The following is a 24571-nucleotide window of genomic DNA, read 5'->3' as shown; positions in this document are numbered from 1 at the left end:
ATGAACTACGTGAAAACCCTGTTGGCCACCTGCCTGTCGCTGGCTGCCCTCAACGCCGCCCATGCCGCCGTATCCCCTGACCAGGCTGCCAGGCTGGGCAAGAGCCTGACCACCCTGGGCGCGGAAAAGGCCGCCAATGCCGATGGCTCGATCCCGGCCTACCAGGGCGGCCTGCAGACGCCGCCGGCCAGCTTCCAGAGCGGCGCCAGCATGCGCCCCGACCCGTTCGCCAGCGAGAAACCGCTGCTGGTCATCGATGGCAAGAACGCCGAGCAGTACAAGGGCCAGCTGACGGCCACCACCCTTGAACTGCTCAAGCGCTTCCCGACCATGCGCGTCGATGTCTACCCGACCCACCGCAGCGTGGCACTGCCCCAGGCGGTGCTGGACAACACCCTGAAGAACGCCACCGGCGCCAAGAGCCAGGAGGGCGGCACCGCGGTGGACAACGTGCTGCCGGGCATCCCGTTCCCGATCCCGCAGAACGGCGCCGAGGCAATGTGGAACTTCCTGCTGCGCTACCAAGGCGTGAGCATGACCGCCAAGTACGATTCGTGGAACGTCGACGCTGCCGGCAAGCCGTCGCTGTCGACCACCGGCCAGGCCAACATCAGCTACCCGATCTACGAAGACATGAACAAGCCGATCGGCGCCAAGGACACCTACTACCAGATGAAACTGGTGTACACCGGCCCCGCCCGCCGCGCCGGCGAAGCGATGATGCTGCGCGATGCTGCCAACCCGCTGGTGCAGCCACGCAGCGCCTGGCAGTACCTGCCTGGCCAGCGCCGGGTCAAGCTGGCGCCGAACCTGGCCTACGACACGCCCAACCCGGGGACCTCGGGGTCTGGCACCTACGATGACGTGTTCGTCTTCAACGGCGCCCTAGACCGCTACGACTGGACCCTGGTCGGCAAGCAGGAAATGTACGTGCCGTATAACACCTACCAGCTGACCTACAACACCGACGTCAAGCAGCTGATTACCCCCAACCACCTGGCCCCGCAGTTCGTGCGCTGGGAGAAGCACCGCGTGTGGGTAGTGGAAGGCAAGCTCAAGGACGGTGCGCGGCACATCTACCACAAGCGCCGCTTCTACCTCGACGAAGACAGCTGGGTTGCCCTGGCCTCCGACCAGTATGACGCCCGCGGCCAGCTGTACCGTGGCTCGTTCGCCTTCCTCACCCAGAGCTACGACAAGCAGACCCCGGATGCCACGCCGTTCATGATCTACGACCTGGTCGGCGGCACCTACAACCTCAACGGCGTGGTCGGTGCCTACGGCGGCATCCGCTACATCGACCCGCTGTCCAAGGCCCAGTGGTCGCCTGAATCGCTGGCCGGCAACGGCATCCGCTGAGCGCATGGCGCAGAGGTTCGCAATGTCTGTTTTCAAACGATGCAGCGTGGCGATGCTGGTCTGGGTTGCGCTGCAAGGCGCGGCTCAGGCTGCGCCCTTCACCGATGTGCTGGACTTGCCGGCCGTGCCCAGTGCACTGGCCGCCAGCAGCGCGCTGCGTGATGTGACCCGGGCCGGTGAGCGCCTGGTGGCGGTGGGCCCGCGTGGCCACATTCTGTACTCCGACGACCATGGCGCGCACTGGCAGCAAGCCCAGGTGCCGGTGAGCGCCGACCTCAATGCCGTCAGCTTCCCCACGGCCGAGCACGGCTGGGCAGTGGGCAACGACGGTGTGGTGTTGCACAGCCGCGACGGCGGCCAACACTGGCAAAAGCAGCTCGATGGCCGTGAGCTGGCCGATGGCACCGACAGCACCTTGCTCGATGTCTGGTTCAGCGATGACCAGCATGGCTATGCCGTGGGCCTGTTCAACTTGCTGCTGCGCACCAAGGACGGTGGCCAGCACTGGTTGCCCTGGCAGGACCACAGCGACAACCCGCAAGGCCTCCACCTGACCAGCCTGGCGCCGGTGGGTGACGCGCTGTACATCACCGGCGAGCAGGGCCTGTTGCTCAAGCTGGATGCCGCAGGCGAGCGCTTCATCCAGGTGCCGACACCGTATGCCGGCACCCTGTTCGGTGCCGTCGGCAAACCCGGGCTGCTGTTGATCTATGGCTTGCGCGGCAATGCCTACCGCAGCAGCGACGGCGGCCAGCAATGGCAACCGGTCAGCAGTGGGGTCAAGACCAGCCTCACGGCCGCCAGCCTTGGCCCAGGTGGCGATGTCTGGCTGGCCAGCCAGGCCGGCGACCTGCTGCTCAGCCGCGACGGCGGCGCCAGCTTCAGCCTGCAGCCACAAGCCACCCGCGGCCCGGTGACCGCGCTTGCCGACGACGCCGGTAGCGGCCTGGTCCTGGTGGGCGAGCGGGGCGTGCGCACCTTCGACGAGAGAAGACCCTGATGGCCGATATCCGCCAAGACCCCCTGCCGGTGATCCACAACCTCGCCGACTTCGACCCGCGTTCGGGCAACTGCCTGGAGCGCCTGGTGTTCAACCACCGCCTGGCCTTTGTGCTGTGCATGCTGCTGACCACCCTGGTGCTCGGCTACATGGCACTGACCCGCCTGGAGCTGCGCCCCAGCTTCGAGAAAATGCTGCCGCAGAGCCACCCCTACATCCAGAACTACCTGGCAAACCGCCAGTCACTGCGCGGCCTGGGCAACTCGGTACGGGTGGTGGTGGAGAACACCCGCGGCGACATCTTCGACCCCGACTACCTGCAGACCCTGCGCCAGATCAACGACGAGCTGTTCCTCAGTGACGGTGTCGATCGTGCCTGGATGAAATCGCTGTGGAGCCCGGCTGTGCGCTGGACCGAGGTCACCGAAGAAGGCTTCCAGGGCGGCCCGGTGATGCCCGACGGATACCAGGGCGCGGCCGCCGACATCGAGCAGCTGCGGCAGAACATCGAACGTGCCAACATCGTCGGCAGCCTGGTGGCCCGCGACTTCAAGTCGAGCATGCTGATCGTGCCGCTGCTGGACCAGGACTCGGCCACCGGCAAAGGCATCGACTACCACGCCTTCTCGCAAAAGCTCGAACACCTGCGTCACCAGTACCAGGCCAGCGGCCAGTACCAGATCCACGTGATCGGTTTCGCCAAGCTGATGGGCGACCTGATCGACGGGTTGATCCAGGTGATGGCGTTCTTTGCCCTGGCCGTGCTCACCAGCCTGGTGATCATCTACCTGTACACCCGCTGCGTGCGCAGCACCTTGCTGGTGGTGCTGTGTTCGCTGACCGCGGTGGTCTGGCAGCTGGGCATCGTCGCCTGGCTGGGCTATGCCATCGACCCGTACTCGATCCTGGTGCCGTTCCTGATCTTCGCCATCGGTGTGTCCCACGCCGCGCAGAAGATGAACGGCATCCTCCAGGACATCGGCCGCGGCACCCACCGGCAGATCGCCGCACGCTACACCTTCCGCCGCCTGTTCGTGGCCGGGGTCACCGCACTGCTGGCGGACGCGGTAGGCTTTGCCGTGCTGATGCTGATCGATATCCCGGTGATCCAGGACCTGGCCATCACCGCCAGCATCGGCGTGGCGGTGCTGATCTTCACCTCGCTGCTGCTGATGCCGGTGGCGCTGTCGTATGTCGGCGTGGGCCGCAAGGCGGCCGAGCGCGCCTTGTACATCGATGCCCGTGCGGCGCAGCACCGTGGCTTTGGCCGCTTGTGGGACCTGCTCGACCGCTTCACCGAACGCAAGTGGGCCACGGGCGCCTTGCTGGTGGCAGCGGTGCTGGCCGTCGTCGGCGTGTGGGGCAGCCTGCAGCTGAAGATCGGCGACCTCGACAGCGGTGCCCCGGAGCTGCGCGCCGACTCGCGCTACAACCGCGACAACGCCTTTATCACCAGCCACTACGCGCTGAGCAGCGACACCTTCGCGGTGATGGTCAAGACACCCCCTGAAGGCTGCCTGCGCTACCAGACGCTGGTGCTGGCCGACCGCCTGGCCTGGGAGCTGCAACAGTTGCCCGGGGTGCAGACCACGCTGTCGCTGGCCAATGCGGTGCGCCAGATCACCGCCGGTACCTACGAGGGCAACCCGCGCCTGAACAGCCTGCAACGCAACCAGGATGTGCTCAACTACGCGGCCCAACAGGCCTCGGTCAACACCCCGGAGCTGTTCAACAACGATTGCTCACTGATGCCAGTGATCGCCTACCTCAAGGACCACCGCGCCGATACCTTGGCGCAGGTTGCCGCCAGCGCCGAGCGCTTCGCCCAGGCCAACGGTAGCGAGGATCACCAGTTCCTGCTGGCAGCTGGCAGTGCCGGTATCGAGGCCGCCACCAATATCGTCGTGCGCGAGGCCAACCACCGCATGCTGTTGCTGGTGTACCTGGCCGTCACCCTGTTCTGCCTGTTCACCTTCCGCAGCTGGCGCGCCACCGTGGTGGCCGTCCTGCCATTGATGCTCACTTCGCTGCTGTGCGAGGCGCTGATGGTGGCCCTGGGCATCGGCGTCAAGGTCGCCACCTTGCCGGTGATCGCCCTCGGCGTGGGCATTGGCGTCGACTATGCGTTGTACCTGCTCAGCGTGCAGCTGCATCACCAGCGTGCCGGCCTGCCGCTGGCCGAGGCCTACAAGCGGGCCGTGGCCTTTACCGGGCGCGTGGTCGGGCTGGTGGGCATCACCCTGGCCGCCGGCGTGGTCGGTTGGGCCTGGTCGCCGATCAAGTTCCAGGCCGACATGGGCCTGCTGCTGACCTTCATGTTCCTCTGGAACATGCTCGGCGCGCTGGTGCTGATCCCGGCGCTGTCGCACTTCCTCCTGCGTGGCCATGGCGCCCCGGCGGCACGCCGGGCCCGTGTCGCGCCACGTTCGTCAACCCAAGCAACCGAGTGTTCGCCTCATGTCTGATTACCTTCCGCCACTGCGCGACATGGATTTCCTGTTTAACGAAGTGTTCGATATCCCGGCCTGGTGGGCGCAGACCCCGGCGCTGGTAGAGCAGGTCGACGCCGATACCGCCCGGGCCGTGCTCGAACAGGCCGGCAGGCTGATTGCCGGCGTGGTGGCGCCGCTCAACCGCAGTGGTGACGAACAGGGTTGCCGTTGGGATAACGGCCGCGTAATCACCCCGGACGGTTTTGCCGACGCCTACCGGGCGTTCGCCGAAGATGGCTGGGTGGGTGTGGCCGGGGCGCCAGAATATGGCGGCATGGGCATGCCGAAAGTGATCGGCGCCCAGCTCGAAGAGATGCTCAACGCGGCCAACCTGTCGTTCGGCCTGTACCCGATGCTCACCGCAGGGGCCTGCCTGTCACTGCTCAATCACGCCAGCGAGCCACTCAAGTCCCGTTACCTGCCACCGATGTATGAAGGCCGCTGGACGGGCTCGATGTGCCTGACCGAGCCGCACTGCGGTACTGACCTGGGCCTGCTGCGCACACGTGCCGAACCGTCGGCCGATGGCCGTTACCGGGTCAGCGGCACCAAGATTTTCATCACCGGCGGTGAGCAGGACCTGACCGAGAACATCATCCATCTGGTGCTGGCCCGTTTGCCCGACGCACCTGCTGGTGCGAAGGGCATTTCCCTGTTCCTGGTGCCAAAAGTGCTGGTCGACGACGATGGTTTGCTGGGCGAGGCCAACGCCGTCAGTTGCGGCTCGATCGAGCACAAGATGGGCATCAAGGCCTCGGCCACCTGCGTGATGAACTTCGACGGCGCCATCGGTTACCTGGTCGGCGAACCGAACAAAGGCCTCAACGCCATGTTCACCATGATGAACTACGAGCGCCTGGGCGTGGGTATCCAGGGCCTGGCCCTGGGCGAGCGTTCCTACCAGAACGCCATCGCCTATGCCCGCGACCGCCAGCAGGGCCGTGCCCCGACCGGCGCCGAGGCGCCCGGGCAGGCTGCCGACCCGATCGTCGTGCACCCGGATGTGCGGCGCATGCTGTTGACCATGAAAGCGCTGAACGAAGGCGGGCGGGCGTTCTCCACCTACGTGGCGCTGCAGCTGGACCTGGCCAAGTACAGCGAAAGTGCCGACGCACGCCGCCTGGCCGAGGCCAAGGTGGCCTTGCTGACCCCGGTGGCCAAGGCCTTCCTCACCGACATGGGCCTGGAGACCACGGTGCATGGCCAGCAGGTGTTCGGTGGCCACGGTTACATCCGTGAATGGGGCCAGGAACAGCTGATTCGCGATTGCCGCATCACCCAGATCTACGAAGGCGCCAACGGCATCCAGGCCCTCGACCTGGTGGGGCGCAAGCTGCTGGGCGATGGCGGCCAGGCATACCGCCTGCTGTCGACGGAGATCCGCACCTTCGCCGAGGCGCTGACCGCCGAGTTCGGTACGCCGCTGCTGGCGGCCGTGAACGAACTTGATGACCTGACGGCCTGGGTCCTCGACCGCGGCCAGGGCAACCCCCAGGAGATTGGCGCAGCGTCGGTGGAATACCTGCACGCGTTCGGCTACACGCTGTATGCCTACCTGTGGGCACGCATGGCCGACGTCGCCCTGAACACCGAACAACCCGAGCCGTTCCACCAGAGCAAGCTGGCCACCGCGCGCTTCTACTTCGCGCGCCTGCTGCCGCGCACCCTCTCGCTGAGTGCCAGCGTCAAGGCCGGTAGCCACAGCCTGTACCTGCTCGATGCCGACCTGCTGTGAAGGATGCCGCGATGACCACCACCCGTATCATGCCGGCCGCCGAACAGGCCTATGGCTACCCGCTGCTGATCAAGCGCCTGCTGTTGTCGGGCGTGCGCTACCAGCCGAACCAGGAAATCGTCTACGCCGACAAGTTGCGCTACAGCTACACGACGCTGGTCGAGCGCATCCAGCGCCTGGCCAATGTGCTCAGCGAGGCCGGGGTCAGGCCTGGCGACACCGTCGCCTTGCTTGATTGGGACAGCCACCGCGCCCTGGAGTGCTTCTTCGCCGTGCCGATGCTCGGTGCGGTGCTGCACACCGTCAACGTGCGGTTATCCGCCGAGCAGGTCCGCTACACCATGAACCATGCCGAAGACCGGCTGGTGCTGGTGCATGATGACTTTCTGCCGCTGATGGAGCAGCTGCGCGAGGCGCTGCCGACCGTGCAAGGCTTCATCCGCCTCAGCGATGGCGCCTGCGACCAGCCGGCCCTGCCCACGCTGGGCGAGTACGAAGCGCTGCTCGGCGCGGCGGGTACCCGCTTCGACTTCCCCGACTTCGACGAACACTCGCTGGCCACGCTGTTCTACACCACCGGTACCACCGGCCTGCCCAAGGGGGTGTATTTCAGCCATCGCCAGCTGGTGCTGCACACCCTGGCCGAGCAGGCCACCCTGGCGGCCTGCGGCGGCGAGCCGTTGTTGCGTGAAGGCGATGTGTACATGCCGATCACGCCGATGTTCCATGTGCATGCCTGGGGCGTGCCCTATGTGGCCACGGCGCTGGGCATCAAGCAGGTGTATCCGGGGCGCTACGAGCCCAACCGCCTGGTGCGGCTGTACCGCGAGGAGGGCGTGACCTTCTCGCACTGCGTGCCGACCGTGCTGCAGATGATGCTCGACTGCGACGAGGGCCGGCGCACCGACCTGGTCGGCTGGAAGATGCTGCTCGGCGGCAGTGCGCTGACCGTGGGGCTGGCACAGCGCGCCAGCCACCGCGGCATTCGCGTGCACTGCGGCTATGGCATGTCGGAAAGCTGCCCGCTGCTCAGTGTCACCCGCCTGAGTGCGCAGGACCTGGCGCTGCCCATGGCCGAGCAGGTGCCGCTGCGCATCAATGCCGGCGTGCCGATCGTGCTGGTGGACTTGCGTATCGTCGATGACGCAGGCAATGACGTGCCTCACGACGGCGAACACCTGGGTGAAGTGGTGGTACGCGCGCCCTGGTTGACCCAGGGCTACCTGAAGGAGCTGGAGCAGGGCGCCGCATTGTGGCGCGGTGGCTGGCTGCACACCGGTGACCTGGCCTGCGTCGATGCAGGGGGTGTGGTGCGTATTCGCGACCGGATCAAGGATGTGATCAAGACCGGTGGCGAGTGGATCAGCTCAGTTGAACTGGAAAGCCTGATCAGCCAGCACCCGGCCGTCGAGGCGGTGGCGGTGATCGGCGTGCCGGACCCGCAATGGGGCGAGCAGCCGCTGGCACTGCTGGTTTGCCGCGAGGGTCGGCAGCTGGATGCGGCTGTATTGGCCGAGCATCTGCAGCCTTTTGTCGCCAGTGGCCAGCTGAACAAATGGGCGATTCCGCGGCAAATACGGTGTGTCGAGCAAATCCCGAAAACCAGCGTGGGCAAGCTCGACAAGAAGCTGATCCGCCAGTCGCTGCTTACCGGATAACCTGCGCAAGAAAGCGGATGCAGCGCAGGGCGGGCGACGTTAAAGTGCGCTGAAACTGGTTTGCCGTAGGAAACTCACATGTCCAGCGCCTTTACGTTGATGCCGTCTCCGGTCGGCACCCTGACCCTGGTGGCGCGCGGCGAGCAACTCGCCGCCGTGCTGTGGGAGGAGGAGCGCGAGAACCGCGTGCGGCTTGGCCCGCTGCACCGCGATGATCTTCACCCGACGCTGCGCGAAACGGCGCGCCAGCTGGGCGAGTACTTCGCCGGCACGCGCCAGCGCTTCGAGCTGGCGCTGGACTTTGCCGGCACCGAATTCCAGCGCCAGGTGTGGGCGGCCTTGCTGACCATTCCCTTTGGCGAGACCCGCAGCTACAGCGACATCGCCCGGCAGATCGGCAACCCCAGTGCGGTGCGGGCGGTGGGCGCAGCCAACGGGCGCAATCCGATCTCGATCATTGCTCCTTGCCACCGGGTGATCGGCGCGTCCGGGAGCCTGACCGGGTTTGCCGGGGGCTTGCCCGCCAAGCAGTATCTGCTGGCATTGGAAGGGCGGCAGAGCCTGGCCCTGGATCTCTGAACAACCTGTACTGGCCTCTTCGCGGGCACGCCCGCTCCCACAGGTATTGTGCAAGCCTCAGATCTGTGGAGATCCTGTGGGAGCGGGCGTGCCCGCGAAGAGGCCAGTACAGGCAATCACTTCATGCAGCAGTTAGCGGCACTCCGATTGCGAGGTTGCTGACGGTATCCAGCAGGATCAGGCCTTCAGCCTTGTCATCCAGCGCCGCCAGCAGGTTGCCCTGGCTGTCCCAGGCTGCCGAGCCGCCGGCACCGATGAATTTGTCGGCCGGCCCGACGCAGTTGGCCAGCAGCACCGGAATGCCCAAGGTGCGCGCCACCTCCGGGTAATGCTCGTTGCCTTCACGTATGCCTTTGGCGGTCTTGGCCACGCTGACCAGATAAAGCTCGGCCCCCATCCCATGGGCCTGGGCGGCATGTTCGATGAACATCGATTCATAGCAGATGGCCGGGGCAATCTGCAGCGCCCCCGATTCGAACACCAGGGGTTGGTCACCACGCGTGAAGAACGGCAGCTCATCGTCATGCAGGCGCTGCTTGGCATACCCCAGGGGCGGCAGGCCCGGGCGCAGGATGGGCATGCCGATGCGAATGCCTTCTGCGGTCGGCAGCGGCAGCCCCACGGCCACGCTGACTGCCAGCTGGTCACAAAGCGCCTGCAAGGGCTCGAGGCGGGCAGAGGTCACCGGCAGGGCCACCTGGCGCGCCAGGGTCGGTTCGTAACCGGTCAGCGACAGTTCCGGGAACACCACCAGTTCGGCGCCCAGTGCCGCGGCCTGCTCGATGCAGCGCAGATGGCGGGCGAGGTTGCCGGCCAGGTCGCCTTTGCGCGACGCCAGTTGTACGGCACAGAGTTTCATGGTGCGTCCCTTCCCTGGTACAGGTCGAAGGGCCGAGCATACCCCCGACACACTCGCCTGTACCAGCAAAGGGTTGCCTCAGGATGTCGAATGCGGCCCGAAGCGCTGGCGGAACCAATCGTCGAGCATGGCTTTTTCCGCATACAGCCGGTCGCTGCTGTGGGAAGCACGGCCTGGGCGGCTCAGGTACATCTTGTCGCTGACTCGCTCCTGGGCCTGTTGGTCGGGCTTGCCGGGCTGGTGCAGGGTGTAGCTCAGGTCGATGGTCGGCCAGGTGATGTCGCGCATGAAGCGCACATCGTAGGCCTGGCTGTGCCACGGCTCGTAACGGCCGGCCAGGTCGATGTCGCGAATGTCGATGACCAGTTGCTGGTCAGGCTTCAGGTAGCGCTGGCCTAGCTTCTGCAGGTATTCGGTCAGGGTCTTCATCACGTAAGCGTCGGCGCCGCGTTCATAGCCAGGGCCATCGAGGCTGGCGTCGCGAAATTTTTCCGGGTGGTCGAAACGCACCTCGACCTGCGCAGGCGGGGTGCCTTGTGCCATGCTGTTGAATGACAGCGCCATGAGCACGGCACACACGAGAGCGTTACGCATGATGCACCTCCGGGGTGGGCTGCGTGTCGCTCCATTTTACGCCGGCCGCCGCGCGCCAGCAGAGGAAGATTGTAATGAGCCGGTTTCGGCGGGTAGCCGCCAACAGCAAGGGGCGCGACCTGGCCGTGGGCGATATCCACGGGCATTTTCGGCGGCTTGAGCAGTGCCTGGATGCAGCAGGCTTCGACCCTGCCGTGGACCGGCTGTTCAGCGTCGGCGACCTGGTCGACCGCGGGCCGCACAGTGAAGAGTGCCTGGATTGGTTGGATCAGCCCTGGTTCCATGCCGTGCAGGGCAATCACGAGTCGCTGGCGATCACTTGCCTGCATGGCGGGCGGCTGGACATGGAGATGTACCGTGCCGCTGGGGGCGGCTGGTTCATCGATATGCCCAGGGACCGGCAGGCGGTCTTCGTCGAACGGTTCCTGCAATTGCCGATAGCCCTTGAAGTGCAGACCGATGCCGGCCTGATCGGCTTGCTGCACGCCGACAGCCCGTTCAACGACTGGAACGCATTGCGCGACAGCCTGCTGTTCGATGACGACCCTGGCGTTCGCGAGGTCTGTCAGTGGTCGCGCCAGCGCCTGAAGGACGGCAACACCGAGCGCGTGGCAGGCTTGCGCGCCTTGCTGGTCGGGCATACGCCGGTGTTGCGGGCCAAGCAGCTGGGCAACGTCTGGCACCTGGATACCGGTGGCTGGGCCAGTGGCCATTTCAGCCTGATGGACCTCGCCAGCCTGCGCCTGGTCAGCCCGGCAGCAGATGAATGATCAGCGCCACAGACAGCCCCATCAGCATGACCCCGGAGGCCCGTTCCAGCCACGGCAGGGCATGGGCGAAGCGCCGTAGCAGGCGTTGATTGCCGATGGCCGCAGCCACCAGCAGGTCCCACAGCAGCACGATGCTGAACATCCAGACGCTGTACAGCCACTTCCAGCCGGCACTGCTGCTGGCCACCATGCCGGCCAGGCTGGCGTAGAACAGCGCGTTCTTCGGGTTGAGCGCCCCAGACAGAAAACCCATGCCCAGGCCACGCCACCAACCCTTTATCGCGCCCGGCCCGGCAACCGCCGTCAACTCGCTTTTGCCGGCATGGCGCAGGAACAGCAGGCCGATGTACAGCAGGTAGCCGGCACCGGCCAGTTGCAGGGTGATGAACAGCAGACTGCCTTCGCGCAGGATGGCCAGGCCGGCGAAAGCCATGGCAATGAACAGGCCGTTGGCCAGGGCGATGCCCAGGCAGGCGCCACTGGCAACGCGCCAACCTGCCGCTACCGAGGTGCGGGCTACCAGGAAAAAGTCCGGCCCCGGTGACAGCAGGGCAAGGAAGTGGGCAAGGGCGACGATCAGGAACTGCTCCATGGTGGGCTTTCTCGGTTGCAAAGCCGCAGTCTGGAGGCTGCCGTGGCGCAGGTATTGAAGATTATTGCGCGTGCCGGTACTGCCCCGGCGTGACCCCGACATGGGCCTTGAACACCCGCTGGAAGTGGCTCTGGTCGGCAAACCCCAGCTGGTAGGCAACCTCGGCCAACGCCAGCCCGTCACGCAGCAGCAGCCGGCCACGGTTGACCCGGGCGTTGAGCAGGTAGGCATGGGGTGTCAGCCCGGTGGCGGCGCGAAACGCGCGGATCAGCTGATAGCGGCCAAGGCCCGCTTGCCCGGCCAGGCGTTCGAGGCTCAGTTGTGCCAGGTCTTGTGCTTCGATGTGCTCGATCAGCCCGCGCAAGGTCGGCATCCCCAGCACCGGTGCTGGGGCCGCGAGCGAAGCCGGTTGCGCCGAAAAGTCGTGATCGCCCAGGAATGCCAGCAGCGCCGCTTCCTTCTCGCCGACGCCCGCGGCAGAGAAGAGCAGGTCGTTCAACGCGCAGAATTCACGGTACATGGCCGGTTCCCGGCTGATCCGTGCAGGGGCGCCGGGCCTGGCTGCGGCGAGCCCTGATTCCAGGCGCCACTGTGCCAGCCAGCCGGCATCCACATGCAGCATCTGGTAGCTCCAGGCCTGGCCGGGTTCGGGGTTGCAAGCATGTACCCGCTGGGCCGGCACCAACACCAGGGTGCCCGGAGTCAGTCGCTCCTCCTCTACGCCAGCCCCGCTGAAACAGCTGCTGCCGGCATCCACTGCGCCGATGGAGAAGGTTGGGTGACTGTGCGCCTTGTAGCAGGCGCGGCTATGGCAGGCGCGGCGGCTTTCCACCCAGGGCAGTGCCGGGTCGCGCCAGAGCTGGGAGCGGGCAGTGGGCATGACAGGGTCCTCGATCAGCTGGGCAGCTTAGCAGCGCCGGGCGAGCGACCGTACAGTTTTTGCCCTTGGCTGTACCTTGACCCGGCCCCTGCACGGCATCGACAGTAGCGGCTGATTGCCTGGAGAACAAAATGGACCTGTCGAGCCTGTTGCTATTCATCCCCGCCTGCTTCGCCCTGAACATGGCGCCGGGGCCGAACAACCTGTTGTCGCTGCACAACGCCAGCCGCTATGGCCTGCGCACTGCCTGCGTGGCCGGTGGTGGGCGGATTCTCGCCTTCAGCGGCATGATCGCCCTGGCCGCCATGGGCCTGGCGGTGGTGCTGCACACCAGCGAGTACCTGTTCCTGGCGATCAAGGTGGTGGGCGCGGCGTACCTGTTCTACATCGCCTGGCAGCTGTGGCGCGCCCCGGTCGGTGAGGCCGTGGTGGCCAGTGATCACCCGCGCGGCACATGGCGCCTGGCGCGCCAGGAATTCTGGGTGGCAGCGGGCAACCCGAAAGCCATCCTGATCTTTACCGCCTTCCTGCCGCAGTTCGTCTCGGTTGGCAGCGCCACGCCGGTGAGCGAGCAGTTCCTCTGGCTCGGCGTGCTGTTCCTGTTGCTGGAATGGGCTGCGATCGCCATCTACTCAGGCTTGGGTGCCTATATGCAACGCTGGTTCAGCCAGCCCGGGCCACGCCGGCTGTTCAACCGGGTCAGCGCCTCGCTGCTTGGCTGCGCCGGCCTCGGTCTGCTGGCGGCGCGGCGCTAGAACTGCCAGCGCACGCCCAGGTTCACCCCACTGGCTTCCTGCTGGCGGCTGTCGAGGTTGGTTGAGTACTGCACGCCGCCGTGCAGGCTCAGCGCCTCGCTGACCTGGGCGACCAGGCCGGTCTCGAGCTGCAGCGAGGTGTAGCGGTAGTCGGTCTTGATCGTGTCCACCCCATCGAACGTCAAGGTGTCGCGACCGCCGTCGCCATGCCACAGGTTGAGCTGTGCGTAGGGTTGCAACAGGCGCCCGTTGCTTGAGTTGTAGGCGCCTTCGAGGCGCACGCCGAGCCGGCCGATGAGCTCGACCTGAGCATCGTGGCTAACGTGCGAGACGCTGTCATTGGCGCTGTCCAGCGAGACTTTCTGGGCGATCAGCTGGGCTTGTGGCTCCAGGGCCCAGCGCTCGGAAAGGCTGATCGGGTAGCCGGTCTCCAGCGAGGCAGTCCAGGCGTGGCCGTCGATGTTCAGCTTGTCGCCCCGGTCGGAGCGGGCGCGGCCATCGAGCTTGGTGTATTGCAGCACGCTGTCGAGGTACCCGCCTTGGGGACCCACCAGCGTCCAGTAGCCACCGACACTGTCGCCATCGAGCTTGAGGTCACCGACACTGCGGTCCTTCATGGCCAGGGCAAAGCCTTTGACATCGGCATCCAGGCGGCTGTGGCTGATGTACAGTCCCATGTGCTGGCGATAGCCGTCATCGTTGACCTTGGCGTACAGGTCCTGACCCACCTTGAAACCATTCAGGTCGCCGTCCAGGCTCGGGCTGACGGTACCGCTCCATTGCTGGCGCAGCGCGCCGCCGTAGGCCTGGCCCCAGCTGGCGGGCAGGGCGCCGTCGCCCTTCAGCAATTGCTGGTCACCCTGGCGCTGATGGAAGGTGCCCAGTGCCTGGCGGGCGATGATGGCTGCGCCCCGTGGGGCTGCGGCATAGACTGGCACTTCCGGGCGATACAGCGGCAGGCTTTCGCCTTGCACCAGCGCTGGCAGGTCGGGCTGGCCGGGCGCTGGCGCAGCGACAGGGGGGGTAGCGGCCGGGGCGATCACGGGCGGCTGGCCCGGATCCGTTGGCTGCGTCGGCTCCCCAGGCTGTGTTGCAGGGGCTGGAGCGGGCGGCGCGACCAGCGTCGAGCGCAGGTACCAGCTGTTTTCGCTGCCAGCGGTCACACCGCCTTTGAACAGTCGGTAGTCATAGGCACCCACCGACAGCGTCTGAGTCTGGACAAAGGCCGTGGCGCTGCTGGTGGCGCCATTGCGGGCTTCAACGACCTGGATGCCGTTCTGACTCGTGGCGGCACCCGCGCCACCCAGATTGTTCACTTCCAGGCGCGTGCTGCCGCCGATGCTGCCCTGGCTGACCACCAGCCGATCGGATGCTGCATCGTCGCCCGCAAGCACGCTGTTCACGCGCAGCAGGCCATTGTCACCCTGGTAGTTGCCATTGATGGTCAGGCGGCCCTGGGCGTCATTGCCCGTGCTCAGGTCGATCGTGCCGACATTGCGCACACTGGCAAGTTGCCCCGTGGTGAACGGCGCAATTGTTCCCTGGCGAGCAGCCAGCGTGCTGCTGGCATCGATAGTCAGCGTGCCGCTGCCGGTATCAGCATCGCCAAGCGTAAGCGTATCGTTCAACGTCAGGCGGCTGTTCTGGTTCAGTTCGACGGCCTCGAAGTTCAGGTAGCGGGCGCCGCCATCAATCTCGCTGTTGAAGAATTGCAGGCGATCGTTGCCGGCACCGCCATCGATGTTAACGTTCAGGGTTTGCGGGCCGAGGTTGCTGATGGTGACCTGATCGTCACCGACGCCCATGTCGACCCGCCCACCGATGGTGCCCCCCGACCAGTTCAAAACATCATTGCCCGAGCTGGCCAGCACATTGCCTTTCAGGCTGCCACCGCTGATGGTGATGCTGTCGTCGCCACCGCTGGTGCTGATGTTGCCGCCTATGGTGCCGCCGCGAAGGATGATGGTGTCGTTGTTGAAGCCGCTGACCAGGTTGCCGTCGATCAGGGTTTCAACGCCCAGGTCCTGGGACATCTCGAAGTAGTTGTCAGCCAGTTTGAGGTCTACCCGGCCAATACGCCCGCCCGCGAAGAATGCCCGGTCGCCATCCTCGAAGGCGCCGACGATTCGCCCGCCGGACATGTAGAACGTGTCGTAGCCTTGCCCTTGATTGAGCGATTGCACGGTCCCGCCGGTCATCCTGAAGTCGTCGATGGCCGGGGTCTGCACCACGGCGCCCAGGTTGTCGCCAGGCGAGACGACCAGGTTTTGGGCATGGACCAGTAGCGGCAGAGTCAGGAGGGGGAAAGCGGCGGACGAAAGCAGGCGAGGGCAACGCATAGGCAGGTCTCCGTGTCCATTAGAGGGACCACTACCTGACGCGGCATTTCAAGCGCCGCGTCGGCCCTGCCTGAGTTGTATGTAATGCGCGAACACGGGGCAACTGGCAAAAATGCTAGGTGGCCCGTGGCTATCAATCGCGATAGAAGGTCTGCACCAGGTGGTAGCCGAACTTGCTCTTGATCGGCCCGTGCACCACGCGCAGGGGCTTCTTGAAGATCACCTGATCGATCGCGCCTACCAGCTGACCCGGGCGCACTTCGCCCAGGTCACCACCGCGCTTGCCCGATGGACAGGTGGAGAACTTCTTCGCCAGCACGTCGAAGGCCTCGCCGTTGGCGATGCGCTGCTTGAGCTTTTCGGCTTCGTCAGCAGTCTTGACCAGGATGTGGCGGGCTTGAGCTTTCATGGGTACACCTGTGCTTCGGGGCAAAAAAGGGCGCCATTATGCCTGATCGCGCAGCTCCGTGCGGTCACGAAACTGCTCCAGCGCCTGCGGGTTGGCCAGGGCGTCGGTATTTTTCACCGGCAGCCCGTGCACCATGTTGGGGGCCCCATGAAGGGGCCCTCGAGGTGACTTACTCCACTTTAGCCTTTTGCACCTCTTCCGATGCCGACCACACGCGATAACGCACTTCGACACCCTTGGGCACGTACACCACGACGGGCAGCTTGCTGTTGTAGCGCAGCATGAAGCCTTCACCGACCACCGGCACGAAGGCCTGGGTCTTCTTGCCATCCGGGCAGGCCATCAGGGTGCTGGCTGGCCCACCGACCTTGTCCAGGCGGTAGTAGCTGTAGCCCCAGCCTTCGAGGGTGTGCTCCTCGAGGCTGCCGGCCAGGCGCTGGCGGTTGCAGTCCACTTCCAGTGTCTTGCCCGCGAGGATTTCCAGCTTGTGGGCCGATTCATCGGTTTGTGCCGGCAGGTGGATGACCTGTCGGGTGAAGCCTTTTTCCGCCTCGGGATAGGGCGCGACGTCCTTGAGGCTGGCGGCCATCGCCGGAGCGGCGGCGGCCAGAGTCAGGGCAAAGATCGCGGTCATAGGGGTTGGGCGCATAGGGCCTCCTTGCAGATAAACGAGTGCAAGACCGTTGCCAGGCCCAGGCCGCCCGTCACTGGGCCAACCAGCCACCATCGACGTTCCAGGCGGCACCGCGAACCTGGCTACCGGCCTCGCTGCACAGGAAGAGTACCAGCTCACCGAGGTGTTCGGGGGTGACGAAGGCCAGCGAAGGTTGCTTCTCGGCCAGCAGATCGTGCTGCGCTTGCTGCGGATCGACGCCGTTGGCGGCACGATCGTCAATCTGTTTCTGCACCAGCGGGGTCAGCACCCACCCTGGGCAGATGGCGTTGCAAGTGACGTTGCTGGTGGCGGTTTCGAGCCCCACCACCTTGGTCAACCCGACCACGCCGTGCTTGGCCGCCACGTAGGCCGCCTTGCCGGTGGAACCGACCAGCCCGTGCACCGAGGCAATGTTGATGATCCGCCCCCAGTTGCGCGCGCGCATGCCGGGCAGGGCCAGGCGGGTGCCATGGAATACGGCCGAGAGGTTGAGGGCGATGATCGTGTCCCAGCTGTCCAGCGGGAACTGCTCCACCGGCGCCACGTGCTGGATGCCGGCGTTGCTGACCAGGATGTCGACGCCGCCGAACTCGCGCTCGGCCATTGCGAACAGCGCTTCGATCTGCGCCACATCGGACAGGTCCGCCGGGTGGTGGACCACTTTGACGCCGTGGCTGGCGATCTCTGCCACTGCCGGCGACGGGTCGCCGAAACCGTTGAGCACAATATTCGCCCCGGCGCGGGCCAGCACCTGGGCGATGCCCAGGCCGATGCCGCTGGTGGAGCCGGTGACGAGTGCCGTCTTGCCTTTCAAAGTCATGCAGAAACTCCTTAGACGATGCCGGTGGCGTAGAACGTGGCAATGACCACGAATACCGCCAGGGTCTTGATCAGGGTAATACCGAAAATGTCCTTGTAGGCTTCGCGGTGGGTCAGCCCGGTCACGGCCAGCAAGGTGATCACTGCGCCGTTGTGCGGCAGGGTGTCCATACCGCCACTGGCCATCGCGGCCACCCGGTGCAGTACTTCGAGGGGAATGTTGGCGGCATGGGCCGCCGCGATGAAGCTGTCGCTCATGGCCGCCAGGGCAATGCTCATGCCGCCCGAGGCGGAGCCGGTGATGCCGGCCAGCAAGGTCACGGTGATCGCTTCGTTGACCAGCGGGTTGGGAATCCCGCGCAGCGCATCAGCCAGCACCAGAAAGCCCGGCAGCGAAGCGATGACTGCGCCAAAGCCATACTCGGAGGCGGTGTTCATGGCCGCCAGCAGGGCGCCGCCGACTGCACTCTTGGTGCCTTCGGCCAGGCGCTCGCGGATCACCCCGAAGGCACACACCAGCACCATCAGGATGCCCACCAGCAGGGCTGCCTGCACCGCCCAGATTGCCGTGAGCTTGGCCACGTCGCTATTGACCGGTGCACTCATGCCCGGCAATTGCAGGGTATGGCTGGGGCCGTACCACTGCGGGATCCAGTGGGTGAACAGCAGGTTCATCACCCCCACCAGCACCAGCGGCGACAGGGCCAGCCAGGGGTTGGGCAGGGCCAGGTCGGCGGCGGTTTCAGGTTCGTTGCGCAGGTTGCTGCCGTAGCCTTCACCCGCACGCTGGGCCTTGTTGCGCTGGCGCTGCAGATAGAGCATGCCGGTGCAGAACACGAACAATGTGCCGATCAGCCCGAGCCACGGCGCGGCCCAGGCGGTGGTGTTGAAGAAGGTGCTGGGGATGATGTTCTGGATCTGCGGGGTGCCGGGCAGGGCATCCATGGTGAACGAGAACGCACCCAGGGCGATGGTTGCCGGGATCAGGCGCTTGGGGATGTCGCTCTGGCGGAACATCTCGGCGGCGAACGGATACACCGCGAACACCACCACGAACAACGACACGCCGCCGTAGGTGAGCAGGGCACAGACCAGCACGATCACCAGCATCGCCTGGCGGGTGCCGAGCAGGCGGATGGCGGCGGCGACGATCGAGCGCGAGAAGCCGGACAGCTCGATGAGCTTGCCGAACACGGCACCGAGCAGGAACACCGGGAAGTATAGCTTGATGAAGCCGACCATCTTCTCCATGAACACCCCGGTGAACGCGGGGGCCACGGCGGCCGGGTCAGTGAGCAGGACGGCGCCGAGGGCGGCGATGGGGGCGAAGAGGATCACGCTGTAACCGCGGTAGGCGGCCAGCATCAGCAGGGCCAGAGCGGCGAGGGCGATGAGCACGGTCATCGGGATGGATCTCCTGGGTGAGTCTTGTTGTTATGGGTGACCGGGAGATAGCGGGAATCGTGCCAACTTCGTAACTATATGAAGTTAAAGGATTTTTTGTTCTTGGTTAATGGTTGTGTCTCCAATTTGAGATTGCAGGGGCCGCTGCGCGGCCCATCGCGGATAAATCCGCTCCTACAGGAGACCGCTTACCCCCTGTAGGAGCGGATTTATCCGCGATCGAGGGCGAAGCCCTCGCGGCAATCTCAAAACAGAAACACACGTCTCTAATCAGAGACCGAATGCAACCATTTTCTTGTACAAGGTCGAGCGTCCCAACCCTAACGCCTTGGCAGCCTCGGGCACGTTGCCCGCATGCTCGGCCAACGCCCCGGCAATCAGCCTGCGCTCGAACTGTTCACACGCCTCACGATAGCTCATCCGTTGTTCCTGACCCGCGACCGGGCTCAGCGGCCCTAGCGCCGCCGCCAGGTCGGCGACACCAAGGCGTGGCTGGTCAGCCAGCAACGTCGCCCGTTCCAGCACATTGCGCAGCTCACGAATATTCCCCGGCCACCGATGCCGCGCCAGCAATGCCTGGGCGTCCTGTTCCAATTCGTACTGGCTGCCCAGCTCGGCCAGGATCGCTTCGCACAGCGCCGGCAAGTCCTCGAGCCGCTCGCGCAGCGGCGGCACTTCGATCGGCAGCACATTCAACCGGTAGTACAGGTCGGCACGAAATGCCCCGCGGGCCATGGCCGCCTGCAGGTCGATGGAGGTGGCGGCGATGATGCGCACGTCGCTGCGCAGCATCTGGTTCGAGCCGACCGGTTCGTACTCCTTTTCCTGCAGTACGCGCAGCAGCTTGCTCTGTAGCGCCAGGGGCATGTCACCAATCTCGTCGAGGAACAAGGTGCCACCCTCGGCCAGTTGTAGTTTGCCGCTGCGGCCCTTGCGGTCGGCACCGGTGAAGGCGCCAGGCGCGGTGCCGAAGAACTCGGCTTCCAGCAGGTTTTCGGGGATTGCCGCACTGTTGATGCTGACAAAGGCCTTGTGCGCCCGCGCCGAAGCCGCATGGATGGCATGGGCCAGCAACTCTTTGCCAGTGCCGGTTTCGCCCAGCAGCAGCACCGGCGAATCGCTGCCCGCACCGCGCCGCGCGCGACGTTTGGCTTCGAGGCTGGCCGGGCTGCTGCCGACGAACTGCGCGAAGCTGTACTTGGCCTGGCGTGCACGCAATTGCGAGCGGGTGCTGGCCAGTTCCTGTTGCATGCTTGCATAGCGCTTGAGCAAGGGCGACAGGCTGCGCAGCTCCTCGAACAAGGCAAAGCCGATGGCGCCGATCAGGGCGCCCTGGGCATCGTGGATCGGCAGGCGCATCACCACCAGCGGCTCATTGGGGGTATCGAGCATGTCCAGCAGGATTGGCCGGCCATCGCTCACTACCTGGCGCATCAGGCTGCCCGGGATGACCGCCTCGCACGGCTGGCCGATCGCGCTGCCGGCATCGGCCAGGCCGAAGCGCCGGGCGTAACGTTCATTCATCCAGACTATGCGTGCATCACGGTCGACGATCACCGTGCCTTCGCTGGACTGCTCGATGATCTCGAACAGCGAGCGGATCGCCAGTTGCCGTACCTGGGGGTAGTCCTTGAGGCTGTCGCTGTCGTGCATGGGTAAAATCCTGAAACCTATCCTCTGGGGTCGAACGCCTCACGCAAGGCATCGCCGATAAACACCAGCAGCGACAGGATCACCGCCAGGGCGAAGAACGCGGTAAAGCCCAGCCACGGCGCTTCCAGGTGCTGCTTGCCCTGGGTCACCAACTCACCCAACGAAGCACTGCCGGCGGGCATGCCGAAACCGAGGAAATCCAGCGCCGTCAGCGTGGTGATCGCCCCGGTGAGCATGAAGGGTACATAGGTAAACGTCGCGTTCATCGCGTTCGGCAGCACATGGCGCAGCATCACCAGGGTGTCTGACAGCCCAAGGGCACGCGCTGCCTTCACGTACTCGAGGTTGCGCCCACGCAGGAATTCGGCACGGACCACATCGACCAGGGCCAGCCACGAGAACAGCGCCATGATGCCCAGCAACCACCAGAAGTCCGGCTCGACAAAGCCACTGAGGATGATCAGCAGGTACAGCACCGGCAGCCCCGACCACACCTCCAGCAAGCGCTGCCCGAACAGGTCCACCCAGCCGCCGTAATAGCCTTGCAGCGCGCCGGCACCGACACCGATGAGCACGCTGATCACCGTCAGGGCAAAGGCGAACAACAGCGAGGTGCGCGTGCCATACAGAACCCGCGCCAGCACGTCGCGACCCTGGTCGTCAGTCCCCAGCCAGTTGCTCGCGCTCGGCGGGCTCGGGGTGGGCACCAGCAGGTCGTAGTTGGGTGTGTCGGCGCTGAACGGGATGGGGGCGAACAGCATCCAGCCGCCCTGACCCTCGATCAGCTGGCGCACATAGGCACTGCGGTAGTCCGGCTGGAACGGCAGCTGGCCGCCAAACTGCTGCTCGCTGTAGCGCTTGAGCGCTGGCATGTACAAATCGCCTTTGTAGCTCAGCAGCAGCGGCTTGTCGTTGGCCACCAGTTCGGCGCACAGGCTCAGCACCAGTAGGCCGGCGAACAGCCACAGCGACACCCAGCCCAGGCGGTTGCGGCGAAAGCGCTGCAAACGACGACGCGAAACCGGCGACAGCATCAGTGCGCCCTCGTGTCGAAGTCGATGCGCGGGTCGAGCACGGTGAAGGCCAGGTCGCCGATCAGGCGGAACAGCAGGCCAGCCAGGGTGAAGATGAACAGCGTGCCGAACACCACCGGGTAGTCCCGTGACACCGCGGCTTCGTAGCTCATGCGGCCAAGGCCGTCGAGGGAGAAGATCACCTCGATCAGCAACGAGCCGGCGAAGAACACCGTGATCAGCGCCTGGGGCAGGCCGGCCAGCACCAGCAGCATGGCGTTGCGCAATACGTGCCCATACAGCACGCGGCGTTCGCTCAGGCCCTTGGCGCGTGCAGTGACCACGTACTGGCGGGAGATTTCATCGAGAAAGGCGTTCTTGGTCAGCAGGGTGAGGGTGGCAAAGCCACCGATCACCAGGGCACCGACCGGCAGCACCAGGTGCCAGAAGTAATCGGCGACCTTGCCCAGCACGCTGAGCTGGTCGAAATCATCCGAGACCAGGCCACGGACCGGGAACCAGTTCAGTGAGGTGCCGCCGGCGAACAGCACGATCAGCAGCAGCGCGAACAGGAACGAGGGCAGGGCATAGCCGACAACGATCAGCGCGCTGCTCCAGGCATCGAAGCGGCTGCCGTGGCGTACCGCCTTGCGGATGCCCAGCGGGATCGACACCAGGTAGGTGATCAGCGTGGCCCAGAAGCCCAGCGACAGGGTCACCGGCAACTTGTCGAGGATCAGGTCGGTGACCTTGGCGCCGCGGAAGAAGCTCTGGCCAAAGTCCAGCCGGGCGTATTGGCCGAGCATCAGCCACAAGCGCTCCGGGGCGGTCTTGTCGAAACCGTACTGGCGCTTGATCTCCTCGATCAGCTTCGGGTCCAGGCCACGGGTGGCCCGGGACTCACCGTGTACCACTTCGGCCCGGGCGCCGGGCGCACCGCCGCCCAGGCCCTGCAGCCGCGCCACCGCCTGCTCGACGGGGCCGCCGGGCGCGGCCTGGACGATGGCGAAGTTGACCAGCAGGATCGCCAGCAAGGTCGGGATGATCAGCAGCAGGCGCCGCAGGATGTAGCTGGTCATGGCTGGGCCTTCTGCCGTTCGGCCATCTGCGCGTTGGTCAGTGCGGTCGGGCTGATTTCCCACCAGCTGTCCAGGCCTTCGTCATAGGCGGGCTGGATGTTCGGCAGGCCGAAGCGGTTCCACCACACTGTCGAGCTGCCGGGCGGGTAATAGTTGGGGATCCAGTAGTAGTTCCATTGCAGCACCCGGTCCAGGGCATGGGCGTGGTGCAGCATGTCGGCCTGGGTATCGGCGCGCACCAGGCCGTCGATCAGCTGGTCCACCACCGGGTCCTTGAGCACCATCAGGTTGTTCGAGCCCGGGTCGTTGGCAGCGGCCGAGCCGAAGTAGTTGTACAGCTCGGCGCCTGGCGACAGGGTCACCGGATAGCCGGTGACGATCATGTCGTAGTCGCGGGCCATCAGACGGTTCACGTACTGCGCCGAATCGACGTTGCGGATGTTCAGGGTGATGCCGATCTGCGCCAGGTTGCGCTTCCACGGCAGCAACAGGCGCTCCATGCCGGACTGGCCGTTGAGGAAGGTGAATTCCAGTGGCTCGCCCTGGTCGTTGACCAGGCGATCACCGTCGGGGTGCCAGCCGGCCTGTTGCAACAAGGCCAGCGCCTGCAATTGTTGTGGGCGAATGATCCCCGAGCCGTCGGTGACCGGCGCCGTGAACACCTGGTTGAAGACTTCGTCCGGTACCCGGCCGCGCAGCGGTTCGAGCAGCTTGAGCTCGCCCGCATCCGGCAGTTCGCGGGCTGCCAGCGGGGTATTGGAGAACACGCTCTGCTGGCGGATGTACATGTTGCGCATCATCTGCCGGTTGCTCCACTCGAAGTCCCAGAGCATGGCCAGTGCCTGGCGCACACGGCGGTCCTTGAACTGTGGCTTATCCAGGTTGAACACGAAGCCCTGGGCCGCCTGCGGCTTGGCCGGCCCCAGGTGGGCACGTTGCAGGCGGCCATCGTCCAGCTGCGCGCCGTTATAGCCCAGGGTGTAGGCGGTGGCGGAAAACTCGCGGTTGTAGTCGTAGCCGCCCCCCTTGAGCACCTGGCGCGCCACTTCGGTGTCGCCGAAATACTCGATGCGGATGCGCTCGAAGTTGTAGCGCCCGCGGTTTACCGGCAGGTCCTTGGCCCACCAGTTGGGGTCACGTTCGAAGGTGATACTGCGGCCGTTGTCGATGCGCCCGATACGGTACGGGCCGCTGCCGACCGGCTTGTCGAAGCCGGCACCGTTGACGAAGTCGCGTTTGCCCCAGTCGTGCTCGGGCAGTACTGGCAGGCTGGCCAGGTCCAGCGCCAGTGTACGGCCATGGGGCTGTTTGAAGTCGAAGCGCACCAGCAGCGGACCTTCGACCGTGACGCCGGTGACTTCTGCGAACTGGGTGCGGTACTTGAGGCTGCCTTCGGCCATGAGTTTGTCGAAGCTGAAGCGCACGTCTTCGGCGCGCACCGGCTTGCCATCGGCGAAGGTCGCCTTGGGGTCGATCTCGAAGCGCAACCAGGCGTCGTCCGGGCCACGTTCCATGCGCCGGGCGATCAGGCCGTAAACGGTATAGGGTTCGTCGAACGAGCGTTGCGCCAGGGGCGCATACAGCCAGCCATCGACCTCGCTGACGCCGATGCCTTTGTCGATGTAGGGGAGGATATGGTCGAACTGGCCGATCTCGATGGCCGAGCGGCGCATCAGGCCGCCTTTGGGGGCGTCGGGGTTGGCGTAGTCGAAGTAGCGGAAGGTTTCGCTGTAGCGGGGGGCTTCGCCGTAGACAGTCAACGCGTGGGTGGGCGCGGCTTGAGCCATCCAGCCCATACACAAAAGCACGACGCCAAAAATGACCTGTGGGAGCGGGCGTGCCCGCGAATGCGCCAGTTCAGACAACCTCGTTGTCTGCTCAGGCCTCTTCGCGGGCATGCCCGCTCCCACAGGGATAATCATCGGAT

General features: G+C 65.4%; 21 protein-coding genes and 1 pseudogene. 8 read left to right on the top strand and 14 right to left on the bottom strand.

Features of this window, described 5'->3' with window-relative positions; translation table 11 throughout:
• The 6 genes from N430_RS17395 to N430_RS17370 all read left to right on the top strand — a co-directional run bounded on the left by N430_RS17395 (nt 1) and on the right by N430_RS17370 (nt 8823).
• Nucleotides 1-1359 carry a DUF1329 domain-containing protein gene (locus N430_RS17395; protein WP_110638037.1) on the top strand — a complete coding sequence of 453 codons (1359 nt, stop codon included), beginning with the start codon at nt 1-3 and terminating at the stop codon, nt 1357-1359.
• Nucleotides 1360-1381: 22 nt separating this feature from the next.
• Nucleotides 1382-2359 (top strand): YCF48-related protein, encoded by a 978-nt coding sequence (locus N430_RS17390; protein WP_110638036.1) that lies wholly within the window; start codon nt 1382-1384, stop codon nt 2357-2359.
• Nucleotides 2359-4824 carry an RND family transporter gene (locus N430_RS17385; protein ID WP_110638035.1) on the top strand — a complete coding sequence of 822 codons (2466 nt, stop codon included), beginning with the start codon at nt 2359-2361 and terminating at the stop codon, nt 4822-4824. The genes N430_RS17390 and N430_RS17385 overlap by 1 nt, the downstream gene beginning before the upstream one ends.
• On the top strand, nt 4817-6586 hold the full coding sequence (locus N430_RS17380; protein ID WP_110638034.1) for an acyl-CoA dehydrogenase C-terminal domain-containing protein: 1770 nt from the start codon (nt 4817-4819) through the stop codon (nt 6584-6586). The genes N430_RS17385 and N430_RS17380 overlap by 8 nt, the downstream gene beginning before the upstream one ends.
• Nucleotides 6587-6597: 11 nt before the next feature.
• Nucleotides 6598-8244, top strand: coding sequence for a fatty acid--CoA ligase (locus N430_RS17375; RefSeq protein WP_110638033.1), 1647 nt, complete (start codon nt 6598-6600; stop codon nt 8242-8244).
• 78 nt (nt 8245-8322) lie between these two features.
• Nucleotides 8323-8823, top strand: a complete 501-nt coding sequence (locus tag N430_RS17370; protein WP_110638032.1) for a methylated-DNA--[protein]-cysteine S-methyltransferase — start codon at nt 8323-8325, stop codon at nt 8821-8823.
• A gap of 121 nt (nt 8824-8944) precedes the next feature.
• Here the strand turns inward: N430_RS17370 and N430_RS17360 are convergent, their stop codons facing one another.
• Together N430_RS17360 and N430_RS17355 are read right to left on the bottom strand one after the other, a co-directional pair.
• Nucleotides 8945-9682, bottom strand: coding sequence for a carbon-nitrogen hydrolase family protein (locus N430_RS17360; RefSeq protein WP_110638030.1), 738 nt, complete (start codon nt 9680-9682; stop codon nt 8945-8947).
• A 78-nt stretch (nt 9683-9760) separates the two neighbouring features.
• A complete protein-coding gene (locus N430_RS17355) occupies nt 9761-10276 on the bottom strand; it encodes a DUF3016 domain-containing protein (RefSeq protein WP_110638029.1) in 516 nt (171 codons plus the stop codon).
• Between the two features lie 74 nt (nt 10277-10350).
• Between N430_RS17355 and N430_RS17350 the strand changes: the two genes are divergently transcribed.
• A complete protein-coding gene (locus N430_RS17350) occupies nt 10351-11046 on the top strand; it encodes a metallophosphoesterase (protein ID WP_110638028.1) in 696 nt (231 codons plus the stop codon).
• Here the strand turns inward: N430_RS17350 and N430_RS17345 are convergent.
• Together N430_RS17345 and N430_RS17340 are read right to left on the bottom strand one after the other, a co-directional pair.
• Entirely contained in the window at nt 11024-11638 is a 615-nt protein-coding gene (locus N430_RS17345) for a LysE family translocator (RefSeq protein ID WP_110638027.1), read from the bottom strand. The two genes, N430_RS17350 and N430_RS17345, sit on opposite strands and share 23 nt — an antisense overlap.
• Nucleotides 11639-11699: 61 nt before the next feature.
• A complete protein-coding gene (locus tag N430_RS17340) occupies nt 11700-12518 on the bottom strand; it encodes an AraC family transcriptional regulator (protein WP_110638026.1) in 819 nt (272 codons plus the stop codon).
• A 131-nt stretch (nt 12519-12649) separates the two neighbouring features.
• Between N430_RS17340 and N430_RS17335 the strand changes: the two genes are divergently transcribed.
• The gene (locus tag N430_RS17335; RefSeq protein WP_103447468.1) at nt 12650-13273 is read left to right on the top strand and encodes a LysE family translocator; all 624 of its coding nucleotides are present in this window, start codon (nt 12650-12652) and stop codon (nt 13271-13273) included.
• Here N430_RS17335 and N430_RS17330 read toward each other — a convergent pair.
• From N430_RS17330 to N430_RS17285, 10 genes and pseudogenes are all read right to left on the bottom strand, one after another.
• A complete protein-coding gene (locus tag N430_RS17330; protein WP_110638025.1) occupies nt 13270-15612 on the bottom strand; it encodes an autotransporter outer membrane beta-barrel domain-containing protein in 2343 nt (780 codons plus the stop codon). The two genes, N430_RS17335 and N430_RS17330, sit on opposite strands and share 4 nt — an antisense overlap.
• A 133-nt stretch (nt 15613-15745) precedes the next feature.
• On the bottom strand, nt 15746-16021 hold the full coding sequence (locus N430_RS17325; protein WP_008095636.1) for a peptidylprolyl isomerase: 276 nt from the start codon (nt 16019-16021) through the stop codon (nt 15746-15748).
• Nucleotides 16022-16057: 36 nt separating this feature from the next.
• A pseudogene (locus N430_RS30005) lies at nt 16058-16159 on the bottom strand (hypothetical protein); the annotation flags it as partial.
• A 31-nt stretch (nt 16160-16190) separates the two neighbouring features.
• Complete coding sequence (gene eco / locus N430_RS17315; protein WP_054884559.1) at nt 16191-16670, bottom strand: serine protease inhibitor ecotin; 480 nt, start codon at nt 16668-16670, stop codon at nt 16191-16193.
• Nucleotides 16671-16725: 55 nt separating this feature from the next.
• Nucleotides 16726-17496 carry a 3-hydroxybutyrate dehydrogenase gene (hbdH, locus tag N430_RS17310; RefSeq protein ID WP_110638023.1) on the bottom strand — a complete coding sequence of 257 codons (771 nt, stop codon included), beginning with the start codon at nt 17494-17496 and terminating at the stop codon, nt 16726-16728.
• 11 nt (nt 17497-17507) lie between these two features.
• Nucleotides 17508-18899: a GntP family permease gene (locus tag N430_RS17305; RefSeq protein ID WP_110638022.1), complete on the bottom strand. Its 1392-nt coding sequence runs from the start codon at nt 18897-18899 to the stop codon at nt 17508-17510.
• Between the two features lie 270 nt (nt 18900-19169).
• Entirely contained in the window at nt 19170-20552 is a 1383-nt protein-coding gene (locus N430_RS17300; protein WP_110638021.1) for a sigma-54-dependent Fis family transcriptional regulator, read from the bottom strand.
• Nucleotides 20553-20569: 17 nt separating this feature from the next.
• A complete protein-coding gene (locus tag N430_RS17295; RefSeq protein ID WP_110638020.1) occupies nt 20570-21586 on the bottom strand; it encodes an ABC transporter permease in 1017 nt (338 codons plus the stop codon).
• Nucleotides 21586-22644: a microcin C ABC transporter permease YejB gene (locus N430_RS17290; protein WP_110638019.1), complete on the bottom strand. Its 1059-nt coding sequence runs from the start codon at nt 22642-22644 to the stop codon at nt 21586-21588. Before N430_RS17290 ends, N430_RS17295 begins: the two co-directional genes overlap by 1 nt.
• The gene (locus N430_RS17285) at nt 22641-24566 is read right to left on the bottom strand and encodes an extracellular solute-binding protein (RefSeq protein ID WP_110638018.1); all 1926 of its coding nucleotides are present in this window, start codon (nt 24564-24566) and stop codon (nt 22641-22643) included. Before N430_RS17285 ends, N430_RS17290 begins: the two co-directional genes overlap by 4 nt.
• Between the last annotated feature and the right edge of the window lie 5 nt (nt 24567-24571).

Source organism: Pseudomonas sp. CC120222-01a, assembly GCF_003097235.1.
In the GTDB taxonomy this organism is placed as follows: domain Bacteria; phylum Pseudomonadota; class Gammaproteobacteria; order Pseudomonadales; family Pseudomonadaceae; genus Aquipseudomonas.
This window is presented reverse-complemented; position numbering and strand designations above follow the sequence as displayed.